A 21264-nucleotide genomic window follows, 5' to 3' on the forward strand; every position below is an offset into this window, starting at 1 on the left:
TTTCAATTTATAATTAATCTGAGTTTTAAAGCGCTTTCATAATGATTATCTATTGCCTACAAATTATTTTGGTTGCATTCGAATTGCACCATCAAGGCGGATTGTCTCTCCATTTAGCATAGGGTTTTTAATAATACTTTCTACTAACAAGCCGTATTCTTCCGGTTTTCCAAGCCTCTTCGGAAATGGAACCATTGCACCTAAAGCTTGTTTTACATTTTCAGGTGCTCCCTTTAATAACGGTGTTTCAAAAAGCCCCGGAGCAATCGTCAATACTCTTATGCCAATATCCGCTAAATCCCTTGCGATTGGTAAAGTCATACCAACAATTCCACCTTTTGAGGCACTATATGCTGCTTGACCAATTTGTCCATCAAATGCCGCAACAGAGGCTGTATTAATGATGACTCCTCTTTCACCATCGCTATTTGGTTCATTTTCACTCATTACTTCCGCTGCAAGGCGAATCACGTTAAATGTTCCGATTAAGTTAACTGTAATTACTTTTTGGAAAGTAGCTAATTCATGTACACCCTTTTTTCCATATGTCCGTGCTGCACTACCAATACCAGCACAATTTACAAGGACATTAACCTTGCCAAACTGTTTAACCGCTTGATCTAGTGCGGATTGTACGCTTGCTTCATCTGTAACATCTGTTTGTACAAATAAAACATTTTCTCCTAACTCATTTACTAATTGGCTACCTCTGTCTGCTTGAACATCCAAAATAACCGCTTTTCCACCTTTTGACACGATATTTCTCACAGTGGCTTCTCCAAGTCCAGATGCGCCCCCTGTTACAACTGCTACATTATTTTTCATTTTCATTCTCCTTAATATTATTTTTATTGTTTATTTAAGAGTTCTCGACAGATAATTTGGACATCATTTTAATTGCATTTTTCATAATTTTCCCGGTTGCGTTTTTTGGTAATTCATCAATAAAATAAATGTTTCGCGGTACTTTATAATGAACAAGATGTTCTTTACAAAACGAAATAATCGAATCTTTGTCAATTGCCTCTTTCGTCACAATAAAAGCCGCAATTTCCTCACCGAAAATAGGGTCTGCTTCTCCAATGACAGCACACTCTACTACCGCTTTATGTGTATATAAAACTTCTTCCACTTCTCGTGGATAAACATTGAATCCGCCTCTAATAATCATTTCTTTTCTACGATCTACGATGTAAATATGTCCTTGGTCATCTATGCGACCAAGATCACCTGTATATACCCAACCATTTTTAATCGTTTGACTCGTTTCTTCAGGTTTTTTATAATAGCCCTTCATTGCATTTGGTCCCCGGAAAATAATCTCGCCAATATTATCGGATGTAACCTCATTCCCTTCCGTATCAACGATTTTCAGCTCGATTCCTGGGATAGGTAATCCAACAGAGCCTGGCCTTCTTTCTCCATCCTTCCGCGTACGGCTAATCATAACTGTACTTTCTGTTTGTCCATAACCTTCCATTACTTCTACACCCATTAACTTGTTTACCTTTTCCATTATTTCTAATGGCAAACTCGCTCCACCTGATCCACAATATTTTAATGAAGAATAATCATATTCTGTAATTTTTGGAGAGTTAACAAACATCGCATACATTGTTGGAACCCCCATAAAATTTGTAATCTTTTCCTCAGCAATCATTGTTAAAATCTCGTCTGGATAAAAGCGTTCTTCCAAATAAACGGTAGCACCAATTCTAAATGGAGCAACCATCCCTTGAAGTTTGGCATATGCATGATATAGCGGTAATACGAGTAAAATACGATCATTTGGTGTCAAATTAGACATAGCCAAGCATGTTTTTGACATCCAATTAATATTTCCTTGTGTAATCATTGCTCCTTTAGGTCTACCAGTCGTTCCAGAAGTGTAAATAATTTGTGCCAAATCTTCCGAATCTAACTCAGCAATCTCTTTTAATGGTTCATCTTTAGATAAATCTTGCCAAGAGAGCATATCCGCTGACTGATTTTCACCTAAATAAATAAATGTTTTAACATTTTCTAATTCATTCATAGCGTTTTGAACTGTTTTGATTGAGTTCGTATCAAAAATTAATGCTTCCGCATCAGAATTAATTAGTATATAAGTAAGCTCGTCTCGTTTAAATAATGGATTAATAGGAATTACCGTGGCGCCAACAGCGAGTAAAGCATAATAGGTAATAATATACTCCGGTCGATTTGAGATCATCATCCCTACATGCGCGCCTTTCTTAATTCCCACCCGCTTAAAACCACCTGCTAATTGAAGCATCTGTTGTGTTAGTTCCGAGTATGTTTTCGTTTCGTTTTTGTAAACAATGGCAGAATGGTTTGGCGCTTTCTTTGTGCTTTCTAATAGCGTATGAACAATATTCATCAAAACTCTCCTTTTTTTTCAGAGTATTATATGCACTTATCCCATCTATATCTATCTATAATTTATTTCATAACTTCTGGAAGCCAAAGCGCTAATTGTGGGAAAATCATGACAAGTACCATTGTAAATAACAATAAAACGATAAATGGCCCTACTGCTGAATAGATTTGCTTAATACCAACATCAGGCGCTACGCCACGCATAACAAAAAGGCTTATTCCGAAAGGTGGAGATAGATTTCCAATACAAACCGCAATGACAAACAAAACACCAAACCATAATAAATCAAACTGTAATGCAGCTAGTGCAGGTAAAAATAAAGGTGCTGTTATTAATAGTACAGCCACTGTATCAATGACCATTCCTAAAATTAAAAACAACACAAGCATTAATATAAGAACAGTCCATGCATTAAAATTCGCATCAAGAATTAAATTCGCAAGTGAATTTCCTACACCCGTAACTGACACAATTCGTGCATAAGCAACTGCCCCTATTAAAATCCAAAAGATTAAGCCATTTAAACGAACAGTCATCAAGAATATTTTCTTTACATTCTGAAAAGTCAGTTTTTTACGTATAGCAGCAGCTATTAATGATCCTGATGCCCCAACTGCTCCAGCCTCCGTAGGTGTTGCTACACCTAAATAAATGGATCCTAATACAATTAAAATAACAAATAACGGTATAATTACACTTCTTAAAGATGCGAACTTCTCTTTCCAAGTAAACCGCTCTCCTACTGGTGTACTTGGACCTTTATCTGGATATACAATACATAAAATGACTGCATAAATAATGAATAAAATTGCTGCCAAAATACCTGGAACAATTCCAGCCATAAATAATGCACCCGCAGATACACCCGATTCTGCAGAATAGACAATCATTACAATACTTGGTGGTATTAACACACCTAGAGTTCCGCCTGCCATAATAATACCAAGCGTTAATTTATCGTCATATCCACGTTTTAACATGGACGGTCTAGCAACCATTCCTAAAGTCGCAGTTGCAACAGAAGCGATACCAACCATCGCCGCGAAAACCGCAGCAATAATCGTAGTTCCTGCTGCAAGTCCGCCTCTAAACCCACCAAACCATCGATATACCGCCTCATATAGATCGTCCGCTAAATCACTATACATAAGTATGGCTGCCATAAAAATATACAGTGGCAACGCAGTAAGAATTGATTCTGTAATTTTACTATATGAGCCTAATACGAACCCATCTACACTTGGCATGCCGCCCCAAAATATAAAACCGAGAATAATTGAAATGCCTCCCATTGTAAAGCCAACAGGAATGCCGAGTGCGAGGAAAATAACAAGAGAGCCAAATAATATAATGCCAATTAAACTAGGATCCATATTATGCGCCCTCCTCTATATCATAGTCATAGATTTTTTCACCTGTGAAAATAATAAATAGGTCATTAATAAATTTCACAAGCCCTTGCAAACCTATTAAAAGTCCACCAAGAGGTACGATTAACCAGGCTACCCATAATGGCATTGCCAATCCGCCAGTCATTGTAGCACCTATTTGATAATAATGAATCACGTATCCTAAGCCAAACCAAAACAATGAACCTGCAATTAAAAATAAAAAGAATGCACTAATCATATCTACAATGCTTTTTGTTCGCTCTGAAAACTTTTCAAAATATAAATCAACTCGAACATGTTGGTCGATTACTAAGGTATATCCACCTAATGCAAAACCAAGTAAACCAGTACCCCATGTCGCCAAACTGAAAGCCCATGACGTAGGAGAGTTGAAAAAGTACCTTAATATAACATCGACTGTAAGAAGTAAGCTCATTAACAGTATGATTGTTCCTATGATCCATACCATTGATTTATTCAATTTCGTTATGGCAGCCATCATAAAGATTAAACTTTTTTTCACAGCATTCCCTCCATTATTTATATGAATGAATTTCATAAATCCAAATACTTGAGGATTTATTTGCAATTGAACAAAAATAAAGAGCGTTCCCTTAACAAATCTTTATGCTGAAAAGAATAGGCTACACCCACTCATTACTAATTTGCGTAAGGGAGCATTCCTGTTCATACGATTGTTATTGGCAAACTTAGACTTCCGTTTTTTCTTCTTTTATTAATTGACGTCTCAATATTTTGCCAACCGCTGTTTTAGGTAATTCTATTTTAAACTCTATTAAACGGGGCACTTTGTATCGAGCTAAATAGGTGTTACACCAATTAATAATGTCAGCTTCGGTAGCTTCTTGTCCGTCTCTTAAAACAATTGCAGCTTTCACTGTCTCTCCGCGATAAGCGTCTGGCACACCATAAACACACACCTCAGAAATAGCGGGATGCTTGTATAACACTTCCTCAATCTCGGTTGGATAAATATTATATCCGCCCGCAATAATCATGTCTTTTTTCCTTCCGACAATAAAAAAGTAACCTTCTTCATCCATTGTGGCAATATCACCGGTATACATCCATCCATCACGTAATGCATTATTTGTTTCTTCCTCGTTCTTCCAGTATCCCTTCATCACCTGTGGCCCTTTAATAATCAGTTCACCTGGTTCACCGAAAGGCACTTCAGTTAATCCGGTAGCAAGATCAACAATTTTGGCATCCGTACTTGGCAACGGGATTCCAACACTCCCCTCTTTTATTTCGATATCTAAAGGTGAGCGATGTGTAATAAGCGTTTCCGACATGCCAAAAGATTCATAAATCTGAGCATCCGTTTTACTTTGCAATTCTCTAAACGTTTCTAGCGACAGTGGAGCCGTACCACAAGCACAAACTTTTAATGATGAGAGATCTTCTTTTTTCAAATTGGGATGCCTTACTAATGCAAGAAATATCGTTGGGACACCTGGGAATATAGTTGGTCGATATTTTCTAATTGCCTCTAATGCTTGATCGACTCGAAACCTACGAATCGCAATATAAGTATATCCGTTAAGAATGGCTGCATTTAAACCAACGATTCCCGCTATATGAAATAATGGCGACGATCCGAATGATCTTTCACCCGGAATGTCCATAATATCCTTTTGAAAAGCATTGGATTGGTGCACATTGACTAATAAATTTGCATGCGTTAACATAACACCTTTAGATCTACCTGTAGTCCCCCCAGTATATTGCAGCAATGCTATGTCTTCGGTAGGATTGATAATTATTGGAGGAATAATCTCATAGTCCTCCTTCAACCATTGATAAAGATTGTTGTCATCTACTGATTTTTCATCAGCAGAAATAATGAATAATCGATCTTTCACATCACCAATTTCATCTAGCTTTTGTTGCTGACTTTTTTCGCTAATAAACCACGTAGCACCCGAATCTTTCAATATATACTCCAATTCCATTGGCTGATACATCGGATTCACCTGACAGATGATTCCACCCAATCGAAGGATTGAAAAATAGCTAATGATATACTCCACACTGTTAGGTAACATAATCGCCATTCGATCGCCTTTACGAAAACCTTGCTTATAAAGAGCGGAAGAAAATTTATCAACGGCAAGTTTTAGTTGTTCATACGTAAATTCTCTTTCAGCATCCAGGACAGCGATTGCTTCTGGATAATTAAATGCGGATTCCTCTAGTAGTGTAAACAGACCAACCAATGGAACATCAATCTCTTTTGAAAGACCCTTCGAATAAAATTTATGCCAAGGTTTATTCATTTTCGTGCTCCTTTCTTCCTTCAAATTGATTTTTGATTTTGTAGTCAAAACCAACTGAAACTCCCCATCCGCTTAATCCCCTAAAACAAATACTTTTTCATTGTCGTAACAATTTAAAAGTACCAATTGCCTTCGCTAATAAAACCCCATTAGAATCGTACATTTCACCTTCTGCTGTCACATTTTTATAGCCTTGTCTTAAAATCTTCCCTGTTGCATATACCTCATCACTTGTCGCAGTATTCAGATAATTTATATTCAAATTTATCGTAGTACATGGAAGTTTCGTTTTATAACGGATTGTCATGCCTAGAATTGTGTCTAGCATAGTGGCATGAACTCCTCCGTGTAGGGACCCATTATTATTTAATAACTCTTCTCTTATTGAAAGTTTTAATTTAATTGCTCTTTCTTCAAGATTTTCACTCTCGAAGCCAATCAAATTTATAAATTCATTTTGATTGAAATTTTTACGTATCGTATCAATTTTCATAAAAATCGATCCCCCTTTAAAAACTCAATTACGAAATGGTGCTTTACCTAATTTATCTCCCCAAAATTTAAAGCAGAATTTATATTCAAATAAATTCACCCGACCCCTTACAGTATATATAGGTAGTGTTCTTAATTTTACTGCATAGTAATTTATCCCACTACGTCAAATGTTCACAATTCTTACACATCTATTTGTGGATTTCATACGAAAATATTTGGGGTAGTGAATTGCATAAATAGCGTTAAATTTTGTTACTGGTAGTATTAATATTTAATTGCACTGGACGAATGATTTTTCACCTATGGAATTTGCAAATTCTATTTTCCCCCAAATCATATTGGACCTTATCCACAATAAAAAAGCATACGAAAATAGCCCGCAAAGGATAGGTTATTGCAGGCAATTTTATTATTAGTTTGAGGTGTAAAATAAAATGACTTGTAGGCACAAAATTCATTTTCAGCTGCTTGAATAAATATTTAAAGAGCTACCCCCGTACATGATTGCAATGTGCAGGAGGAATCTCTTATTTTTGTATTCAATACAAATACTTACTTTATTCTTTGCATTAGCATTTCTAGCTTCCCTTTGTAAGGTGCATGAGCAAATGTCTCTAATGGATTTGTTCCTACTGGCGCTTGGTAAAGTACGCCGCGCTCATGAGAAAATTCTTTAAATCCAAAAATTCCTGTATAGCTTCCAATACCACTCTCATTCACTCCACCAAATGGCAAATTCGGCTCAAGCATATGTCGGATGACGTCATTCACAGCCGCACCACCAGAAGAAGTTTTAGCAAGCACTAAATCTGCCATATTCTGGTCCTCACTGAAAATATAAAGCGCTAATGGTTTAGGTCTCGCATTAACTTGGTCAATGACATCATCTAAACTTGTATACGTTAAGACAGGTAAAATAGGCCCAAATATTTCTTCTTCCATAATTTGTGCATCTACAGATACATCCGTCAACACTGTTGGGTACATTCTTCCGTCTTCAATTTCACCACCTACATGAACAGTAGCCCCTTTAGCAACCGCATCTTGAAGCAATCCTTCTAAACGATTTAAATTACGTTCATTTACAATTTTAGAAAAGTCGGATTTGACTAGCTCTCCATTTTCAAAGTAGCTACGTTGGATATATTCCCCTACTAAACGGACAAACTCTTGGCTTTGCTCTTCCTTCACATAAACATGATCCGGCGCTAGACAAACTTGGCCTGCATTCGTATATTTACCAGATAATATTCTAGGCACAATTTTCTCCAAATCAACGTTTTCATCAATGATGACTGGGCATTTCCCCCCTAGTTCTAGCGTAACAGATGCGAGGTGCTTGCCAGCTGCTTGCATAATTTCTCTACCTACATGCGTACTACCTGTAAAGAAAATATGATTAAATGGTTGCTCTAACAGTAAAGTAGCAACATCTACCCCGCCCTCTAAAATAGCCACTTCAGATTCGTCAAATACTTTAGTAATTATTTTGGCACTAATAGCGCTTGTAGCTGGTGCCAATTCAGAAGGTTTTAAAATACAGACGTTCCCCGCACCTATCGCAGGTACTAAAGGAAGGAATAGCAGCATGAACGGGAAATTCCAAGCCGAATAGATGAGACATTGCCCTTTAGGTTCAGAAATAATTTTTGTTTGCGCCCCTTCATTACGAGCAGGTACTACATGCGGTTCCATCCACTGCTTTAAATTTGCTGTAAAGTAATCGATTTCACTAATTACACTTAACATTTCTGACGAAGCCGCTTCAAAAGCAGGTTTACCTAAATCTTGTTGAAGCGCTTCCATAATAGAGGGTGCTTGCGCAATAATTTCTACCTTTAGTTTTTGAAGCTTTTCAATTCTCTCTTCAGCACTTGTCATTTTTACAACATGCTGCTGTTGTTTTTGCAACTGAAATACCTCTTGAAGCTTCGTTTTAACATCTACCATCTAAATCATCCTCCCTATTTCTTTCATTTTATTACTTTGCAAAACCTTCTATTAATCTTTAATATTCATTACGGGATTACAATATTCGCTAAAGGATTAAATCGGTCAAATAATGATAAGAAATCAGCCAATTTATGTTGATCACCTGATAGCTCTAGTTTTGCATCCGCTACTGCTTGTTGTGGAGAAATGCGACCGTTTGCAATTCCGTAGAATGTTAATTTATCTACAATTAAAGAAGCATCTGGACTAGTATCTAAACGACTAGATTTATACGTTAGGACAGAATTTTCAAGATACAATGTATAATCTTTATTTTCATCTGATAGTGTTACATTTATCGTTATTTTTTTGCCATCTGCATTCAGACCATTTAGTCTTGCTGCAAAAAGCTTTAAAAATTCCAAAACTGGTGTTTTGCTCACAAATCCTGAAGTATCAAGAGGTGCGCGATCTTTCACTATGCCATTTCTTAATTCAAACGCACCTACGAGATAAATATTGCGCCAATTTGCTGATTCAGCTTGATACCCTAATTGTTCAAATGTATCCGCCAATAAATTTTTCGCTTCTGTATTATTTGGATCTGCCATTACAACATTTTTGAGCACTTGTGCAACCCAACGATATTCACCATTTTCAAAGTCTATCTTCGCTTGTTTCATCACATTTTTAGCACCGCCCATATACTGGACATATTTTATTCCTGACTCCACTTGTGGTAATGCGTCTAAGTCTGATGGGTGCCCGCTATAATAGCCTAAATAAAAATTGTAAATCCCTTTAACATTATGTTTTAAAGTGCCATAATACTCTCGATTCCCCCAATGCTTACTTAATACATCTGGAAGTTTAATCGTTTCAGCTATTTCATCCATCGTATAGCCATGATTTGCTAATCGTACTGTTTGATCATGCATATATTTGTACAGATCACGTTGTAATTTCAGGTGCCCAAGCGCTTGCTCTTTTCCCCATTCTGACCAACCATGCGCCATTAACAATGCATCAATTTCTTCGTCTTTAAACAACTCAATCGTCTTATCGATTGCATCTGCCCACAGTAAAGAATCTCTCGTTTTAGCCCCGCGCACAGTATAAATTTGATGCATCGACCGATTGACATTTTCCGAAACAAACAGCACTTTGTAATTTGGAATGTAAAAATGCATTTCGACTGGTGCTTCTGTATTGGGCGTTAATAAAAACTGGAATGTTATACCATCAACTACCATTTTTTGTACTTCTTCATTAATCTCGACAGTCGGCACTTCAAAGCTTTGTGTACCACTCATTGAAATAGGACCGATTCCAATAGACACAACCCCTCTAGGTCCCGAATCTAAATTAAAACCAAATTGATATTCCGCACGTCTTCTCATAATTGGACCTAATAGAACATTCTCACTTAATGTTTCTTCTGTAAAATGCTCTGGCGCAATAATTGGAATATTCGGATGTTCTGCATAGTCTAAAATACCTTGAATCCCACTAAAATGATCGGCGTGACTTTGACTAATAATGATCGCAGTCACTGGCTTTTTCGGTCTATGCGTATAATATAGTTCCATAACCGCTTTGGCTGATTCAACCGTTGCTCCTGTGTCACAGACAATGACGCCATTATCTCCTTCTATTAAAAAAGTAGTTGCCAATGATTGCCCACGAACTTGATAGACTCCATCAACTACTTTAAATAAGCCTGAAATTGCTTGTAATTGTGAATTTCTCCACAAACTTGGATTGACTGTTTCAGAATCAGTTTCTGTTTGAAGAAACTCTGACTTGCCAGTATCCCAAACCGTTCTCCCAGTAGCACTTTTAAGTGTTTTAGATAATAGTGGGGCAATAAAACCTTTTTTTGCATTTTCAAAATCCTGACGATCCTCAAAGTTCAAGAATTGTTTTACGGCTTCATTGTTTTTCTTCGTGAAAGTAGTTGCTGGTAATGATTGGTCTAATTTAGAATTTAACAAATTATCCATCCTCCTATAATTAATTTAAGTTTTTCACTGCATTATACATTTTTCGTTTATGCGTAGTTACTTATTAATAAAGTTGGAAAACCCTTTGCAGTTCAACTTAAGATGTTCTACAAAGGGCATATATAAAGCGTTGAATCAATTACCATTTCACCAACAATCAAGTATTTCCGTTCATCTAAACTGAAACTTTAAGTTGTTTTAGTTCTTCAATCATCATCGGAATGACTTCAAATAAATCACCGACAATCCCATAATCTGCAATTTTGAAAATGTTTGCTTCAGGATCTTTGTTAATCGCTACGATAATTTTTGAATTCGACATTCCTGCGACATGTTGAATTGCTCCAGAAATACCGACTGCGATATATAAATCAGGTGTAACGATTTTACCGGTCTGTCCAATTTGTAAAGAGTAATCACAGTAATCTGCATCACATGCACCACGCGAAGCACCAACTGCGCCCCCTAACAAATTAGCCAGTTCTTGTAACGGCTGGAATCCTTCAGCACTTTTTACACCGCGTCCACCTGCAATTACAACTTTTGCTTCTGATAGGTCCACTCCTTCCGCTACTTTACGAACAAGCTCTGTAATAACCGTACGTAAATTTGTAATTTCAACAGATAGCGTCGATACATCACCACTACGATTTAAGTCTTTTTCAAGTGGCGCAATGTTGTTGGGACGTATTGTGAAGAAATACAATCCCTCATTGAATTGAACTTTCTCAAACGCTTTTCCAGAATAAATCGGGCGAACGAAAAGGGCATCCTTCCCTTCACCTTCAATATTTGTAATATCAGAAATTAATCCCGATGCTAACTTACTTGCAAGTTTAGGCGACAAATCTTTCCCAAGTGCTGTATGACCAAAAACAATCGCTTCTGGTTTTTCTTGCTCATAAACAGCTAAAAAAGCTTGACTGAAACCATCAGATGTATATGTTTTTAAATTCGGTTCTTCGACAGCTACGACACGATCAGCTCCGTAGTGAATCATTTCCGCGCCACAGTTTTGAACAGCATCCCCAAGTAATACAGCGACGATTTCACCACCATTTGCAATCTTCTTCGCTGCTGCAATCGCTTCAAACGAAACATTACGCAACACACCTTCACGTACTTCACCAAGTACTAATACTTTTTTCGACATGGCTTGAGTCCTCCCTATTACATTTCCGATTTAGATTACTTTAGCTTCCTTATTAAGTAAATTTATGAGCTCCGAAACTTGATTTTTAATATCTCCTTCAAGTACGCGCCCTTCTTTTTTAGCAGCTGGAAGATAAACTTCAACTGTTTTTGTCTTCGCTGCTACCGCCTCCTCAGTAAGATCTAAATCATCTAACTCTAGCTCCTCAAGAGGCTTTTTCTTTGCTTGCATAATGCCTGGTAACGATGGATAACGCGGTTCATTTAGTCCTTGCTGTGCTGTTATTAGTATCGGCAATGACGTTTGAATCATTTCGGCGTCTCCTTCGACATCTCGAACGATTTTCACATCTTTACCTTCAACTTCAAGGCTTGTAATTGTCGTTACATAATTAATGCCTAAAAACTCTGCTACACGTGGGCCAACTTGTCCTGAACCTCCATCAATGGCAACATTCCCTGCAAGAATTAAATCGGCTTCTTTGTCTTGTAAATAGGAAGCTAAAATTTTTGCTGATGTATATTCGTCCAACTCATCTAGGTCATCTTCAATATTAATGAGCACCGCTTTATTCGCGCCCATCGCCAGCGCGGTACGGAGTTGTTTTTCCGCTTCTTCATCTCCTATGGTAATAACTGTTACTTCACCACCATTTGCATCACGAACTTGAATTGCTTCTTCAATGGCATATTCATCGTACGGATTGATGATAAATTCTGCACCATCTTCAACGATTTTTCCATTAACGATTGCGATTTTTTCCTCTGTATCGAACGTTCTTTTCATTAAGACATATATATTCATTTTAGATCCTCCATTTTTCATTTACAATAATTCTCTATTTGCTTATCAACGTTTAATATTTTATATTTTCAAACTATTCGTTACAAACCAAGCCCTTTTGCAATAATCACTTTCATAATTTCATTGGAACCTGCGAAAATTGGTCCAACTGCAACGTCACGATAATAGCGCGCAATTTTATACTCCTCCATATAGCCATAGCCTCCGTGAAGTTGCATGCATTCCGGCGCCATTTTTCTTGAGTTATCTGAAATCCACCATTTCGCCATCGCTACTTCAGAATTAATTTCTTGACCTTCCATATGCTTGATAATTAGGCTATCTAGCAATGCACGGCCAAGTTGCACATTTGTCGCCATTTCAGCTAGCTTAAATTGAGTATTCTGAAAATCACTAATCGACTGTCCAAATGCCTTTCGCTCTTTTACATATTCAATCGTCATGTTCAGCATTTCTTCAGCCGCAGTTTGAGCTCCAACAGCAGAAACAAGTCTTTCCTGTTGTAACTCTTTCATTAAATGATAGAATCCTTTTCCCTCTACACCAAGTAAATTGGAAGCTGGCACGCGAACATCTTCAAACACTAACTCAGATGTATCCTGACTATGCATACCTACTTTATCTAGTTTTCTTCCACGGCTAAATCCTGGTGTGCCACTTTCTACTAAAAACAGACTAATTCCTTTATGTGCTGGATTTGCCTGTGGATCGGTTTTACAAACAACTACGATTAAATCGGATAAAATACCGTTTGAAATAAATGTTTTTTGACCATTAATAATGTAACTGTCTCCATCCTTAACCGCTGTTGTTTGAATCGCTGCCAAATCAGACCCTGCACCCGGCTCTGTCATCGCCACAGCAATAATCGTTTCTCCACTAATTAAACCAGGGAAGTATTTTTTCTTTTGCTCCTCTGTTCCAAAATTAGCGATATAAGGTGCTACAACATTACTATGAACCCCAATGCCACCTAGACCCGCTCCAATTCGTCTTATTTCCTCCGTTAAAATTACAGTGAAAATAAAATCAGCGCCCATGCCACCATATTTTTCATCTACCCATGAACAAAGAAAACCTTGTTCGCCCAGCTTCTTCCAAAAACTTTTTGGTACGAGTCGATCTTTTTCCCATTGATCAAAGTACGGCTTTGCTTCCTTGTCTAAAAATCGACGCAGCGAATCCCGAAACATAATATGCTGATCAGTAAAGTAAGCACGATGTTTATTTTCTAAAACTGTAGTATTTGTCATTATGAAAACCCCTATCTATTTTATATTCTTTCAAACTGGCTATGAGTTGCTTATTAACGTCCCGTCCAAACAGGTTTACGTTTTTCAGCAAATGCACGTAACCCTTCATCACGGTCTTCCGATTCCATAGCGTGCTTTGCAATTGGCACTTGATTTTCCCAAGCCTCTTCCACTGTCCAATCATAGGATTGACGAATAATTTCTTTACTCGCAATAAGTGCAGTTGGCCCATTTTCAAGTAGGCGTTCTGCAAGTTCAATTGCTACATTTAGCGACTCCCCTGGCTCCGCGATTCGATTGACAACTCCGTAAGTATGCATCCTTTCAACCGGCCACATATCTGCAGTAAGTGCAAGCTCCATTACTAAGTGGTATGGCATTCGTTTAGGTAAATGGATTAACCCACCTCCTACAGCTACTAAATTGTGCTTTGCCTCAGGCAGACCCATTTTAGAACCTTTTGCGGCTACGATTAGGTCACAACATAGAGCCAATTCAAACCCGCCTGCTACTGCATGCCCTTCAATTGCTGCAATAATCGGTTTATTCGGTGGCTTACGCATAATACCGAACCCACCTCGGCTTAACATTGGTCCGCTCAACTTTTCTCCACGTCCTAACGCTTTTAAATCGGCACCCGCTGAAAATACTCCCCCTGCTCCAGTAATAATGGCAACAGATAATTCTGGATCATTTTCGTACATATCCATCGCCTCATTCATTTGAGATGATGTTGCAAAATCAAACGCATTTTTAGCCTCTGGTCGATTAATCGTAACGATGAGAAGTCGACCTCTTCTCTCAGTTAAAATAAGATCTTCACGTGTATTCATTCTTAACGCCTCCTATTTATTGATTGAAAGAAAATCCTCCATTAACCGGATATGTTTGACCCGTAATCCAACCTGAAGCATCCGACGCCAAAAACAAAGCCATGTTCGCTACATCACTTGGTTCACCAATCCGGCGAATTACGTAGTTACTTAACATTTTACGTAGCATAACCTCATCTTCTAATCTAGCAGCGATTGCCGGTGTATTTGTTGCTGCAATGGCAACTGTATTTGCCGTTATCATATATCTGCCAAGTGAACGTGCTAATGCGCGCATAAGTCCAGCTCCACCCGCTTTGGCTGCTGAATATACTTCAAGTCCTGGCTCACCTACACGACCCGCGTCGGACATAATAGTAATTATCCGACCTTCTTTTCGCTCAACCATTCCGGGAATCGCTGCTCGGCAACAATTGAGCACACCACGTAAGTTGACATCCAACCATGGATCCCATGATGCTGGATTTGTCTCCCAAAATGGAATTCCGCGCTCCACAGCGGTGGGATCAGCACCTGAATTTCCTGCATTGTTTACTAAAATATCAATCTTTCCAAAATGTTGATTTCCTACGTTAATCATATGCTCTACACTTTCGTAAGAAGAAACATCTCCTTGCAATGCAATCGCCTTTCCGCCCGCTTGTTCGATTTCTGCTGCTACCGCTTCCGCACGTTCAAGGTAAAAATCATTCACAATGACACCACCTGCATTATGCGCGCCAAGATGAAGCGCAATTTGACGCCCAACGCCTTGCCCCGCTCCCGTAACAAGCCCTACTTTTCCGTTTAGATCTAATATATTTTGCATAATTTCCGGATTCCCCTTTGTTTGCCTATTTAACTAGTAGATTGATTATTGTTTCTATAAAACAACAAAACTGTATCTACTTATTTTAAAGCTTGCGCGAGTTTGCTAAGTTCAGATTCTGTATGTTCTCCATGTTTTGGAGGAAGTGCAGCGTTCGTTAGCAATGAACCCCCCTCTGTAAAACGGGTTGCAACATAACGATGTCCCCATTTCTCTTGAATCATATTTCGACCTTTATAATAAGGATGATTTGCTACTTCGCTCGTTTCCAATACGGGCGCCATGCAGCAGTCGACTTCTAGTGAAAACGTTGTCCATTCCTCTAATGTTCGACTTTTGAACAACTTTTTCATTTCAATGTATACTGGATTCGTATCCTCTGAATTTGAATAATGCTCAGGTAACCATTCTTCTTTATTTACCGCTAAGCAGAAATTTTTCCAAAACTTTGGTTCAAGTCCTCCAAAGCTGACAAACCGACCATCCTTCGTTTCATAAAGGCTGTAGCATACAAGCTCTTTGTATATTTTTTCAAGCCCTTTTTGTCTACCTGTAGCCGATTCGATTAAAATATGATTCGTCATTAATGTGACCATAACATCTGCTAATGCGATATCAAGGTAAGTCCCTTTTCCCGTCCTTTCCTTTTTCAAAAGGGCTGCAACAATCGATTCACTTGCAGCAATTCCTCCAAATAAATCCGCAATTGTTGTACTTGGGTGAATCGGTTTTTCATCATCATCTTTGAGCTGTGAAAGTACACCGCTTAACGCCATATAATTAATATCATGGCTTCCTAAATGGTTCATCACACCTTCTTGCCCATAACCCGATAATGAACAATACACAATATCTGATTTTTCTTTTAGGACATCTTCATAACTAATCCCTAAACGCTTTGTAACGCCTGGACGAAAACTCTCAATGACAACATCTGCTTGCTTAATTAAATCCATCGCAATTCGTTGATCTGCCAGTTCTTTCAAATCGAGTGTAACGCTTTTTTTATCTCGATTTTGTGCGCGAAAAAGATATTTTTCTCCACCATCTTTTTCTGGTGGAAAGCGTGCCGGATCCCCTTTTGGTGATTCTATTTTAATAATTTCGGCACCTAAATCGGCTAAACGCAACGTTGCATTTGGTCCAGGTAAATATTGAGAAAGATCAATAATACGTATACCTTTCAACATATTTCATCCATCCTTTCCTAATTAAAAGTTCAAGTCGCCTTGTAGTAATCTTTTCGCAACTGTTCGTTTTTGGATTTCAGTCGTCCCATCTGGTACCCTCGTCATTCTTGCTGCTCGCCACGCCTTCTCTAGCTTCAACTCATTCGTTAAGCCCATCCCACCGTGTATTTGCATACATTTATCGACGACTCGCTGCGACATTTCCGTACAGAAAGCTTTTATCATTGAAATTTCTTTAATAGGAAATTCAGATTGATGCTCTAGCTTCCACGCACAATTTAGCAACATGTTTTTTCCCGCATAAATATCGATTGCACATTCTGCCAACATCATTTGAATCGCTTGATGATTGCCGATTGTCGTACCAAAAGTTTTTCGTTCATTTGCGTAACTGACTGCAATATCCAAAGCCCATTCTGCTATCCCAACACAATCTGCCGCCATTACAACTCGACCAATATCCACACCGTGCAATGCTTTTCCGAACCCTTGATGCAATTCCCCAATTAAATATTTTTCATGGACTCTTGCATTTTCAATTGACACAATCGCTGTAGCAGACCCTAAATGACCTAATGCTGGAATGGTTGAAGTTGGTATACACGTCTCACCATCAAATGGAACTAAAAAGCAGCTAATTCCACCTTTTCGCTTATCTACAAGCTCCTGATCTGTAACAGCAAATGTCATCATGTATTTTGCATAATAGGCATTTGTAATCCATTGCTTCGTTCCGTTTATAATCCAGTGGTCCCCGTCCTTCACTGCTTTCGTTCGTATATTCCATACATCCGATCCTGCATCTGGCTCACTTAAACCAAAGCAAAGAATCGTTTCCCCACTCGCGATTTCTGGAAGAACTTCCTCCATCACTTCTTGTTTCATCCCTAAAAGAACCGGTGTGAGTCCCCCTGAAAAAAGGCCTTTTGGAAAAATTTCTCTGACGAATAGATCGACGCCGTATTTTTTTGACAGACTCTCGAAAATTAATGCTACTGAAACAGGTCCGTAGTCATCTCCATTGCCTCCTAATTTTGGATCTCCAAACATATTATAAAATCCTGCTTCCGCTGATTTTACTCGAACTTGCGTCAATGCTTCCTGAATTTCTTTTACATAGACCCCTTCTTCGTCATATAGATAGCGGTCACTTGTGAGCTCTCTGTTAAACTTTTCTCTTAGTGGCTCTATTTCCGCATCAATAAACTTATAAAGTGCAGAAATAACTTCCTTGATTTCATTAGAAACTTTAAAATCTACCATTCATGATTCCCCCTCAATTGTCACTTTTGAATATTCAGAATAATTAGAACTCTACATTTAATATTAGGGGGAAATCGCTTGTTATTCTATAGCAATTCTAAACAAATGATTCCCGTTCTCTTGTAGAAAATTTACAAATCCATACTGTATGTTGTTATTTCAAATCCATTCATTTTGTAACACTATGAAGTATGATTTTTTTCGTATATTATTTGATTGAGCCAGCTTAAAACTGCGACACTTTTTTAGAGTCCTTAGATAGTAAGCTTGTATCAACGGAAAAATTTCTATTTTGATAAAAAAACCTAATGATTCATAAAAATGAATCATTAGGTTTGGGGAAACTTTTGTTATTATTACTTTTATTAATTTCATCAACTTTCTTATAGACATAGTTATGGGGATTGGATACTTGTTGCTGAATCTATTTTGCAGTAGCATCATTGCATCCGAATTCAAAACTCCTATTTCCCCCTCAAATTTCTACTGTCTCTTTTCAACTTCAAATTTAGCCATAACCTTTATATCACCAGCCGCATTAGCAGCTTGCGCGGTACAAAATAATCGGCCATCTTTCTCTTCTACAACATCACCAGAAACGATGATTTTTTCTCCTGGTTTCGTCATACCTTTAAATCTTCCTGAAATCTTTTTGATTGAATAATGCTCAAACCATTTCGGAATCGACTCACCTATAAAACCCATCACAAGCATTCCATGTGCAATGACGCCACCTAATCCCGCTTGCACGGCAAAAGGCTCCACTGTATGGATGGGATTAAAATCTCCAGAAGCACCTGCGTACTTCACTAATTGTGTATGCGTAATTTCCGGGAATTCAATATTCTCCAATTTTCGGTAACTCATATGTTACTTCCCCCTTTAAAACCGCTCAATTATAGTTGATTTTCCAATCGCCACTAGCTCATCTTTTTGATTGATAAACTTTTTATTAACTACAATAAAATTCATAGATGCTTTTGTATAAACATCCTCAATTTTTGACGCTACAGTAATCACATCTCCTAAGGCAAAATCCTTAATATATTCATATTCTTGTTCTCCGTGCAGTACTTTCTCTAAATTTAGCTGCAGTGCCTTAGCCATTGATATGGAAGATCCCCAAAATTCGATAACCGTTGGAAAAGTTGCGGGGATATAATTATCGTCCTTTTTCACATCCGAGTTTGGATTTAAAACTGCTACTAACTCATCCACTTTCGATTTTTCAATCGTATAATGATACGTTTCTAAATCCTGCCCAATAAACTTTTTTAAATTTCTTTCCAAAACCATCACACCTTTCTTAAATTGGACTATACATATTTATTCAACAGCAATTTATGATAACGAGAAGCTGATCATTGCCTAGCATTCACCAATACAAAACTTACGTATAAGATCCACCATTAATTTGTAACACTTGCCCATTTACATAATTAGAAAGTGGTGATGCAAGATACAAAATACCTTCTGCCGCTTCTCGGGCTTGTCCTGGTCGTTTTTGAGGAATTTTGTTAATAAACATTTGACGCACTTTTTCTGGAATTCCCATCTTTTCACCATTTACCTCTTCACTTAGCTCCTTCGCTTGAGTCAATCTCGTTTCAATAAAACCAAAGGCCACAGCATTGCTATTAATATTAAATTGGCCCCACTCTTGTGCCACTACTTTTGTAAGACCAACAACTCCTGCTTTTGCTGATGCATAATTTGCTTGCCCCACATTTCCTTTCAGCCCAGCAACGGAAGAAACATTAATGATTTTTCGATGATTGACGATGCCTTGTTCCATTTCTTTTTTTGCCGTTTCACGCATGTACGGTGCGGCTTCACGAATTAAGCGGAAAGGCGTTAACAAATGGATATTCATCACTTTTTGGAATTGGTCGTCTGTCATTTTATGAATGAGCGCATCGATCGTAAAGCCTGCATTATTCACCAAAATATCTAGTTGGCCAAAATGAGCAATTGTTTCTGCGATTACGGTTTTCGGAAACTCCTCCAACATAATATCCCCACAGACAATAATTGCTTCTCCACCATTTTTATGATCTCGTTCTGTACTTCTTTTGCCGGTCCTTCGTCAATATCTGTAATTACTACCTTCGCCCCGTTTTCAGCAAATAATAATGCTGTCTCTCTCCCAACACCTCTCCCTGAACCTGTTACGATTGCTACTTTATCTTCTAGTAATCTCGTCATTTCTTTTATCCCCTTTTCTTCAAATGAATTTTTATTTGATTATTGCTTTTTTATCGCTACATTTTCGAATTTTGCAGGGTAAAATGCCCTCAATTTCCCATCTTTTTTCAAAATTGACTTTCTGTATTTCAATTGGGGGTCTTTTACTAAATCTTTAATTGAATTAACAGGACTAATCGGTATATTTTCACCGGCAAATAGGTTCATCCATTCCACCAATGTTTTCTTCGCAATAATGCCCGCGATGCGATCATTAATGATTTCTGCATTTTCCATTCGTTTCATCCAACTATTAAACATTTCATCTAGCAAAAACTCTTTCATACCAACCGTTTCACAAAACTTTTCCCAATGCATATCTTCTACACAGGCAATTGCAATATATTGATTATCCTTCGTTTTAAATGTTCCGTATGCACCGCGCCCCATAAAGTTATCTTTACTCGGTTCGCCTCTAGCATGATATTCAGCTATTCTCGGAATCATGAATGCTAATGCGCTTTCAACCATAGATACATCTATATACACACTGTCTTGCTGTGTCGTTCTTTGTAGCAATGCCGCCAATATAGAAATCGTTGTAAAAAGAGATGTTGCTAGTTCAGCTATTTGGACGCCTCCTGCTGCCTCAGGACTGCCCTTTGGATCACCACTAATACTTAACATTCCAGATACCGCCAAATAATTTAAATCATGCCCTGGCAATAAACTATAGGGACCGTCCTGACCATATCCAGAAATCGAACAATAAATGATGGAAGAATTCAACTGTTCGGCATCCTCTTTAGCAAATCCGAGTTTTTTCATAACACCTGGTTTAAAACCTTCTATTAATACATCACTCTCTTTTATTAAATTCCGTAAAATTTCTTTATCCACTTCATTTTTCAAGTCTAGCTCAACACTTTTTTTCCCACGGTCTATCGCTTCAAATAAACCCGGGATTGTTTGTCTAGCCGAATTGCCATCAGTTGGCTTTTCAATTTTAATTACTTCTGCACCTAAATCTGACAATATCATCGTAGAAAACGAGCCTGGCAATAAATTCGTTAAATCGAGAATTCGAATGTTTTCTAATGGATACATCTTCCCACCCCCTCTACACAAATATAAAAATCCCAATACGTCTCTAGAATTCATCCATTTTTTATGTGATAATCAAAACGCAGCGGAACCATCAAACATAAATTTGAATTAACCAAATACTCTATTATTTGTATTCTACCTCGAAAAAAATTTCACTCCTATGGCAAT

Annotated in this window: 18 protein-coding genes and 1 pseudogene; all 19 read right to left on the minus strand. The window is 37.8% G+C overall.

Features of this window, described 5'->3' with window-relative positions; translation table 11 throughout:
* Positions 1–63 precede the first annotated feature (63 nt).
* The 19 genes and pseudogenes from MHI10_RS11650 to MHI10_RS11745 all read right to left on the minus strand — a co-directional run bounded on the left by MHI10_RS11650 (position 64) and on the right by MHI10_RS11745 (position 21096).
* Complete coding sequence (locus MHI10_RS11650; RefSeq protein WP_340785602.1) at positions 64–831, minus strand: 3-hydroxyacyl-CoA dehydrogenase; 768 nt, start codon at positions 829–831, stop codon at positions 64–66.
* A 28-nt stretch (positions 832–859) separates the two neighbouring features.
* Positions 860–2380, minus strand: a complete 1521-nt coding sequence (locus MHI10_RS11655; protein ID WP_340785603.1) for a long-chain-fatty-acid--CoA ligase — start codon at positions 2378–2380, stop codon at positions 860–862.
* 62 nt (positions 2381–2442) lie between these two features.
* Entirely contained in the window at positions 2443–3753 is a 1311-nt protein-coding gene (locus MHI10_RS11660) for a TRAP transporter large permease (RefSeq protein ID WP_340785605.1), read from the minus strand.
* 1 nt (position 3754) lies between these two features.
* Entirely contained in the window at positions 3755–4294 is a 540-nt protein-coding gene (locus MHI10_RS11665) for a TRAP transporter small permease subunit (RefSeq protein ID WP_340785607.1), read from the minus strand.
* Between the two features lie 187 nt (positions 4295–4481).
* The gene (locus tag MHI10_RS11670; protein ID WP_340785609.1) at positions 4482–6071 is read right to left on the minus strand and encodes a long-chain-fatty-acid--CoA ligase; all 1590 of its coding nucleotides are present in this window, start codon (positions 6069–6071) and stop codon (positions 4482–4484) included.
* A 97-nt stretch (positions 6072–6168) separates the two neighbouring features.
* Positions 6169–6564, minus strand: a complete 396-nt coding sequence (locus MHI10_RS11675) for a PaaI family thioesterase (protein ID WP_340785611.1) — start codon at positions 6562–6564, stop codon at positions 6169–6171.
* A gap of 554 nt (positions 6565–7118) precedes the next feature.
* Positions 7119–8516, minus strand: coding sequence for an aldehyde dehydrogenase family protein (locus MHI10_RS11680; protein ID WP_340785613.1), 1398 nt, complete (start codon positions 8514–8516; stop codon positions 7119–7121).
* A gap of 68 nt (positions 8517–8584) precedes the next feature.
* On the minus strand, positions 8585–10492 hold the full coding sequence (locus tag MHI10_RS11685) for an alkyl/aryl-sulfatase (RefSeq protein WP_340785614.1): 1908 nt from the start codon (positions 10490–10492) through the stop codon (positions 8585–8587).
* A 184-nt stretch (positions 10493–10676) separates the two neighbouring features.
* Positions 10677–11654 carry an electron transfer flavoprotein subunit alpha/FixB family protein gene (locus tag MHI10_RS11690; RefSeq protein WP_340785615.1) on the minus strand — a complete coding sequence of 326 codons (978 nt, stop codon included), beginning with the start codon at positions 11652–11654 and terminating at the stop codon, positions 10677–10679.
* Between the two features lie 30 nt (positions 11655–11684).
* The gene (locus tag MHI10_RS11695; protein ID WP_340785619.1) at positions 11685–12458 is read right to left on the minus strand and encodes an electron transfer flavoprotein subunit beta/FixA family protein; all 774 of its coding nucleotides are present in this window, start codon (positions 12456–12458) and stop codon (positions 11685–11687) included.
* Between the two features lie 80 nt (positions 12459–12538).
* Positions 12539–13711 (minus strand): acyl-CoA dehydrogenase family protein, encoded by a 1173-nt coding sequence (locus tag MHI10_RS11700; protein ID WP_340785620.1) that lies wholly within the window; start codon positions 13709–13711, stop codon positions 12539–12541.
* 53 nt (positions 13712–13764) lie between these two features.
* Complete coding sequence (locus tag MHI10_RS11705) at positions 13765–14544, minus strand: crotonase/enoyl-CoA hydratase family protein (RefSeq protein WP_340785622.1); 780 nt, start codon at positions 14542–14544, stop codon at positions 13765–13767.
* Between the two features lie 16 nt (positions 14545–14560).
* Positions 14561–15352 (minus strand): SDR family NAD(P)-dependent oxidoreductase, encoded by a 792-nt coding sequence (locus MHI10_RS11710; RefSeq protein WP_340785624.1) that lies wholly within the window; start codon positions 15350–15352, stop codon positions 14561–14563.
* 80 nt (positions 15353–15432) lie between these two features.
* Entirely contained in the window at positions 15433–16542 is a 1110-nt protein-coding gene (locus MHI10_RS11715) for a CaiB/BaiF CoA transferase family protein (RefSeq protein ID WP_340785625.1), read from the minus strand.
* Between the two features lie 21 nt (positions 16543–16563).
* Positions 16564–17805, minus strand: a complete 1242-nt coding sequence (locus tag MHI10_RS11720; RefSeq protein WP_340785626.1) for an acyl-CoA dehydrogenase family protein — start codon at positions 17803–17805, stop codon at positions 16564–16566.
* Between the two features lie 483 nt (positions 17806–18288).
* Positions 18289–18672, minus strand: a complete 384-nt coding sequence (locus MHI10_RS11725) for a MaoC/PaaZ C-terminal domain-containing protein (protein WP_340785627.1) — start codon at positions 18670–18672, stop codon at positions 18289–18291.
* A 15-nt stretch (positions 18673–18687) separates the two neighbouring features.
* Positions 18688–19095 carry an FAS1-like dehydratase domain-containing protein gene (locus tag MHI10_RS11730; protein WP_340785629.1) on the minus strand — a complete coding sequence of 136 codons (408 nt, stop codon included), beginning with the start codon at positions 19093–19095 and terminating at the stop codon, positions 18688–18690.
* Between the two features lie 100 nt (positions 19096–19195).
* Positions 19196–20010: pseudogene (locus MHI10_RS11735) on the minus strand (SDR family NAD(P)-dependent oxidoreductase).
* Positions 20011–20049: 39 nt separating this feature from the next.
* Complete coding sequence (locus MHI10_RS11745; protein ID WP_340785631.1) at positions 20050–21096, minus strand: CaiB/BaiF CoA transferase family protein; 1047 nt, start codon at positions 21094–21096, stop codon at positions 20050–20052.
* Positions 21097–21264: the final 168 nt, after the last annotated feature.

Source organism: Solibacillus sp. FSL K6-1523, from assembly GCF_038005225.1.
Taxonomy (GTDB): domain Bacteria; phylum Bacillota; class Bacilli; order Bacillales_A; family Planococcaceae; genus Solibacillus.

Bases quoted from the DNA above. Each gene is read 5' to 3' on its own strand.
- MHI10_RS11715 (WP_340785625.1), bottom strand. From the start codon at position 16,542: ATGTTGAAAGGTATACGTATTATTGATCTTTCTCAATATTTACCTGGA.
- MHI10_RS11705 (WP_340785622.1), bottom strand. From the start codon at position 14,544: ATGAATACACGTGAAGATCTTATTTTAACTGAGAGAAGAGGTCGACTT.
- MHI10_RS11680 (WP_340785613.1), bottom strand. From the start codon at position 8,516: ATGGTAGATGTTAAAACGAAGCTTCAAGAGGTATTTCAGTTGCAAAAA.
- MHI10_RS11720 (WP_340785626.1), bottom strand. From the start codon at position 17,805: ATGGTAGATTTTAAAGTTTCTAATGAAATCAAGGAAGTTATTTCTGCA.
- MHI10_RS11650 (WP_340785602.1), bottom strand. From the start codon at position 831: ATGAAAATGAAAAATAATGTAGCAGTTGTAACAGGGGGCGCATCTGGA.
- MHI10_RS11725 (WP_340785627.1), bottom strand. From the start codon at position 18,672: ATGAGTTACCGAAAATTGGAGAATATTGAATTCCCGGAAATTACGCAT.
- MHI10_RS11700 (WP_340785620.1), bottom strand. From the start codon at position 13,711: ATGACAAATACTACAGTTTTAGAAAATAAACATCGTGCTTACTTTACT.
- MHI10_RS11745 (WP_340785631.1), bottom strand. From the start codon at position 21,096: ATGTATCCATTAGAAAACATTCGAATTCTCGATTTAACGAATTTATTG.
- MHI10_RS11695 (WP_340785619.1), bottom strand. From the start codon at position 12,458: ATGAATATATATGTCTTAATGAAAAGAACGTTCGATACAGAGGAAAAA.
- MHI10_RS11670 (WP_340785609.1), bottom strand. From the start codon at position 6,071: ATGAATAAACCTTGGCATAAATTTTATTCGAAGGGTCTTTCAAAAGAG.
- MHI10_RS11660 (WP_340785605.1), bottom strand. From the start codon at position 3,753: ATGGATCCTAGTTTAATTGGCATTATATTATTTGGCTCTCTTGTTATT.
- MHI10_RS11655 (WP_340785603.1), bottom strand. From the start codon at position 2,380: ATGAATATTGTTCATACGCTATTAGAAAGCACAAAGAAAGCGCCAAAC.
- MHI10_RS11690 (WP_340785615.1), bottom strand. From the start codon at position 11,654: ATGTCGAAAAAAGTATTAGTACTTGGTGAAGTACGTGAAGGTGTGTTG.
- MHI10_RS11675 (WP_340785611.1), bottom strand. From the start codon at position 6,564: ATGAAAATTGATACGATACGTAAAAATTTCAATCAAAATGAATTTATA.
- MHI10_RS11710 (WP_340785624.1), bottom strand. From the start codon at position 15,352: ATGCAAAATATATTAGATCTAAACGGAAAAGTAGGGCTTGTTACGGGA.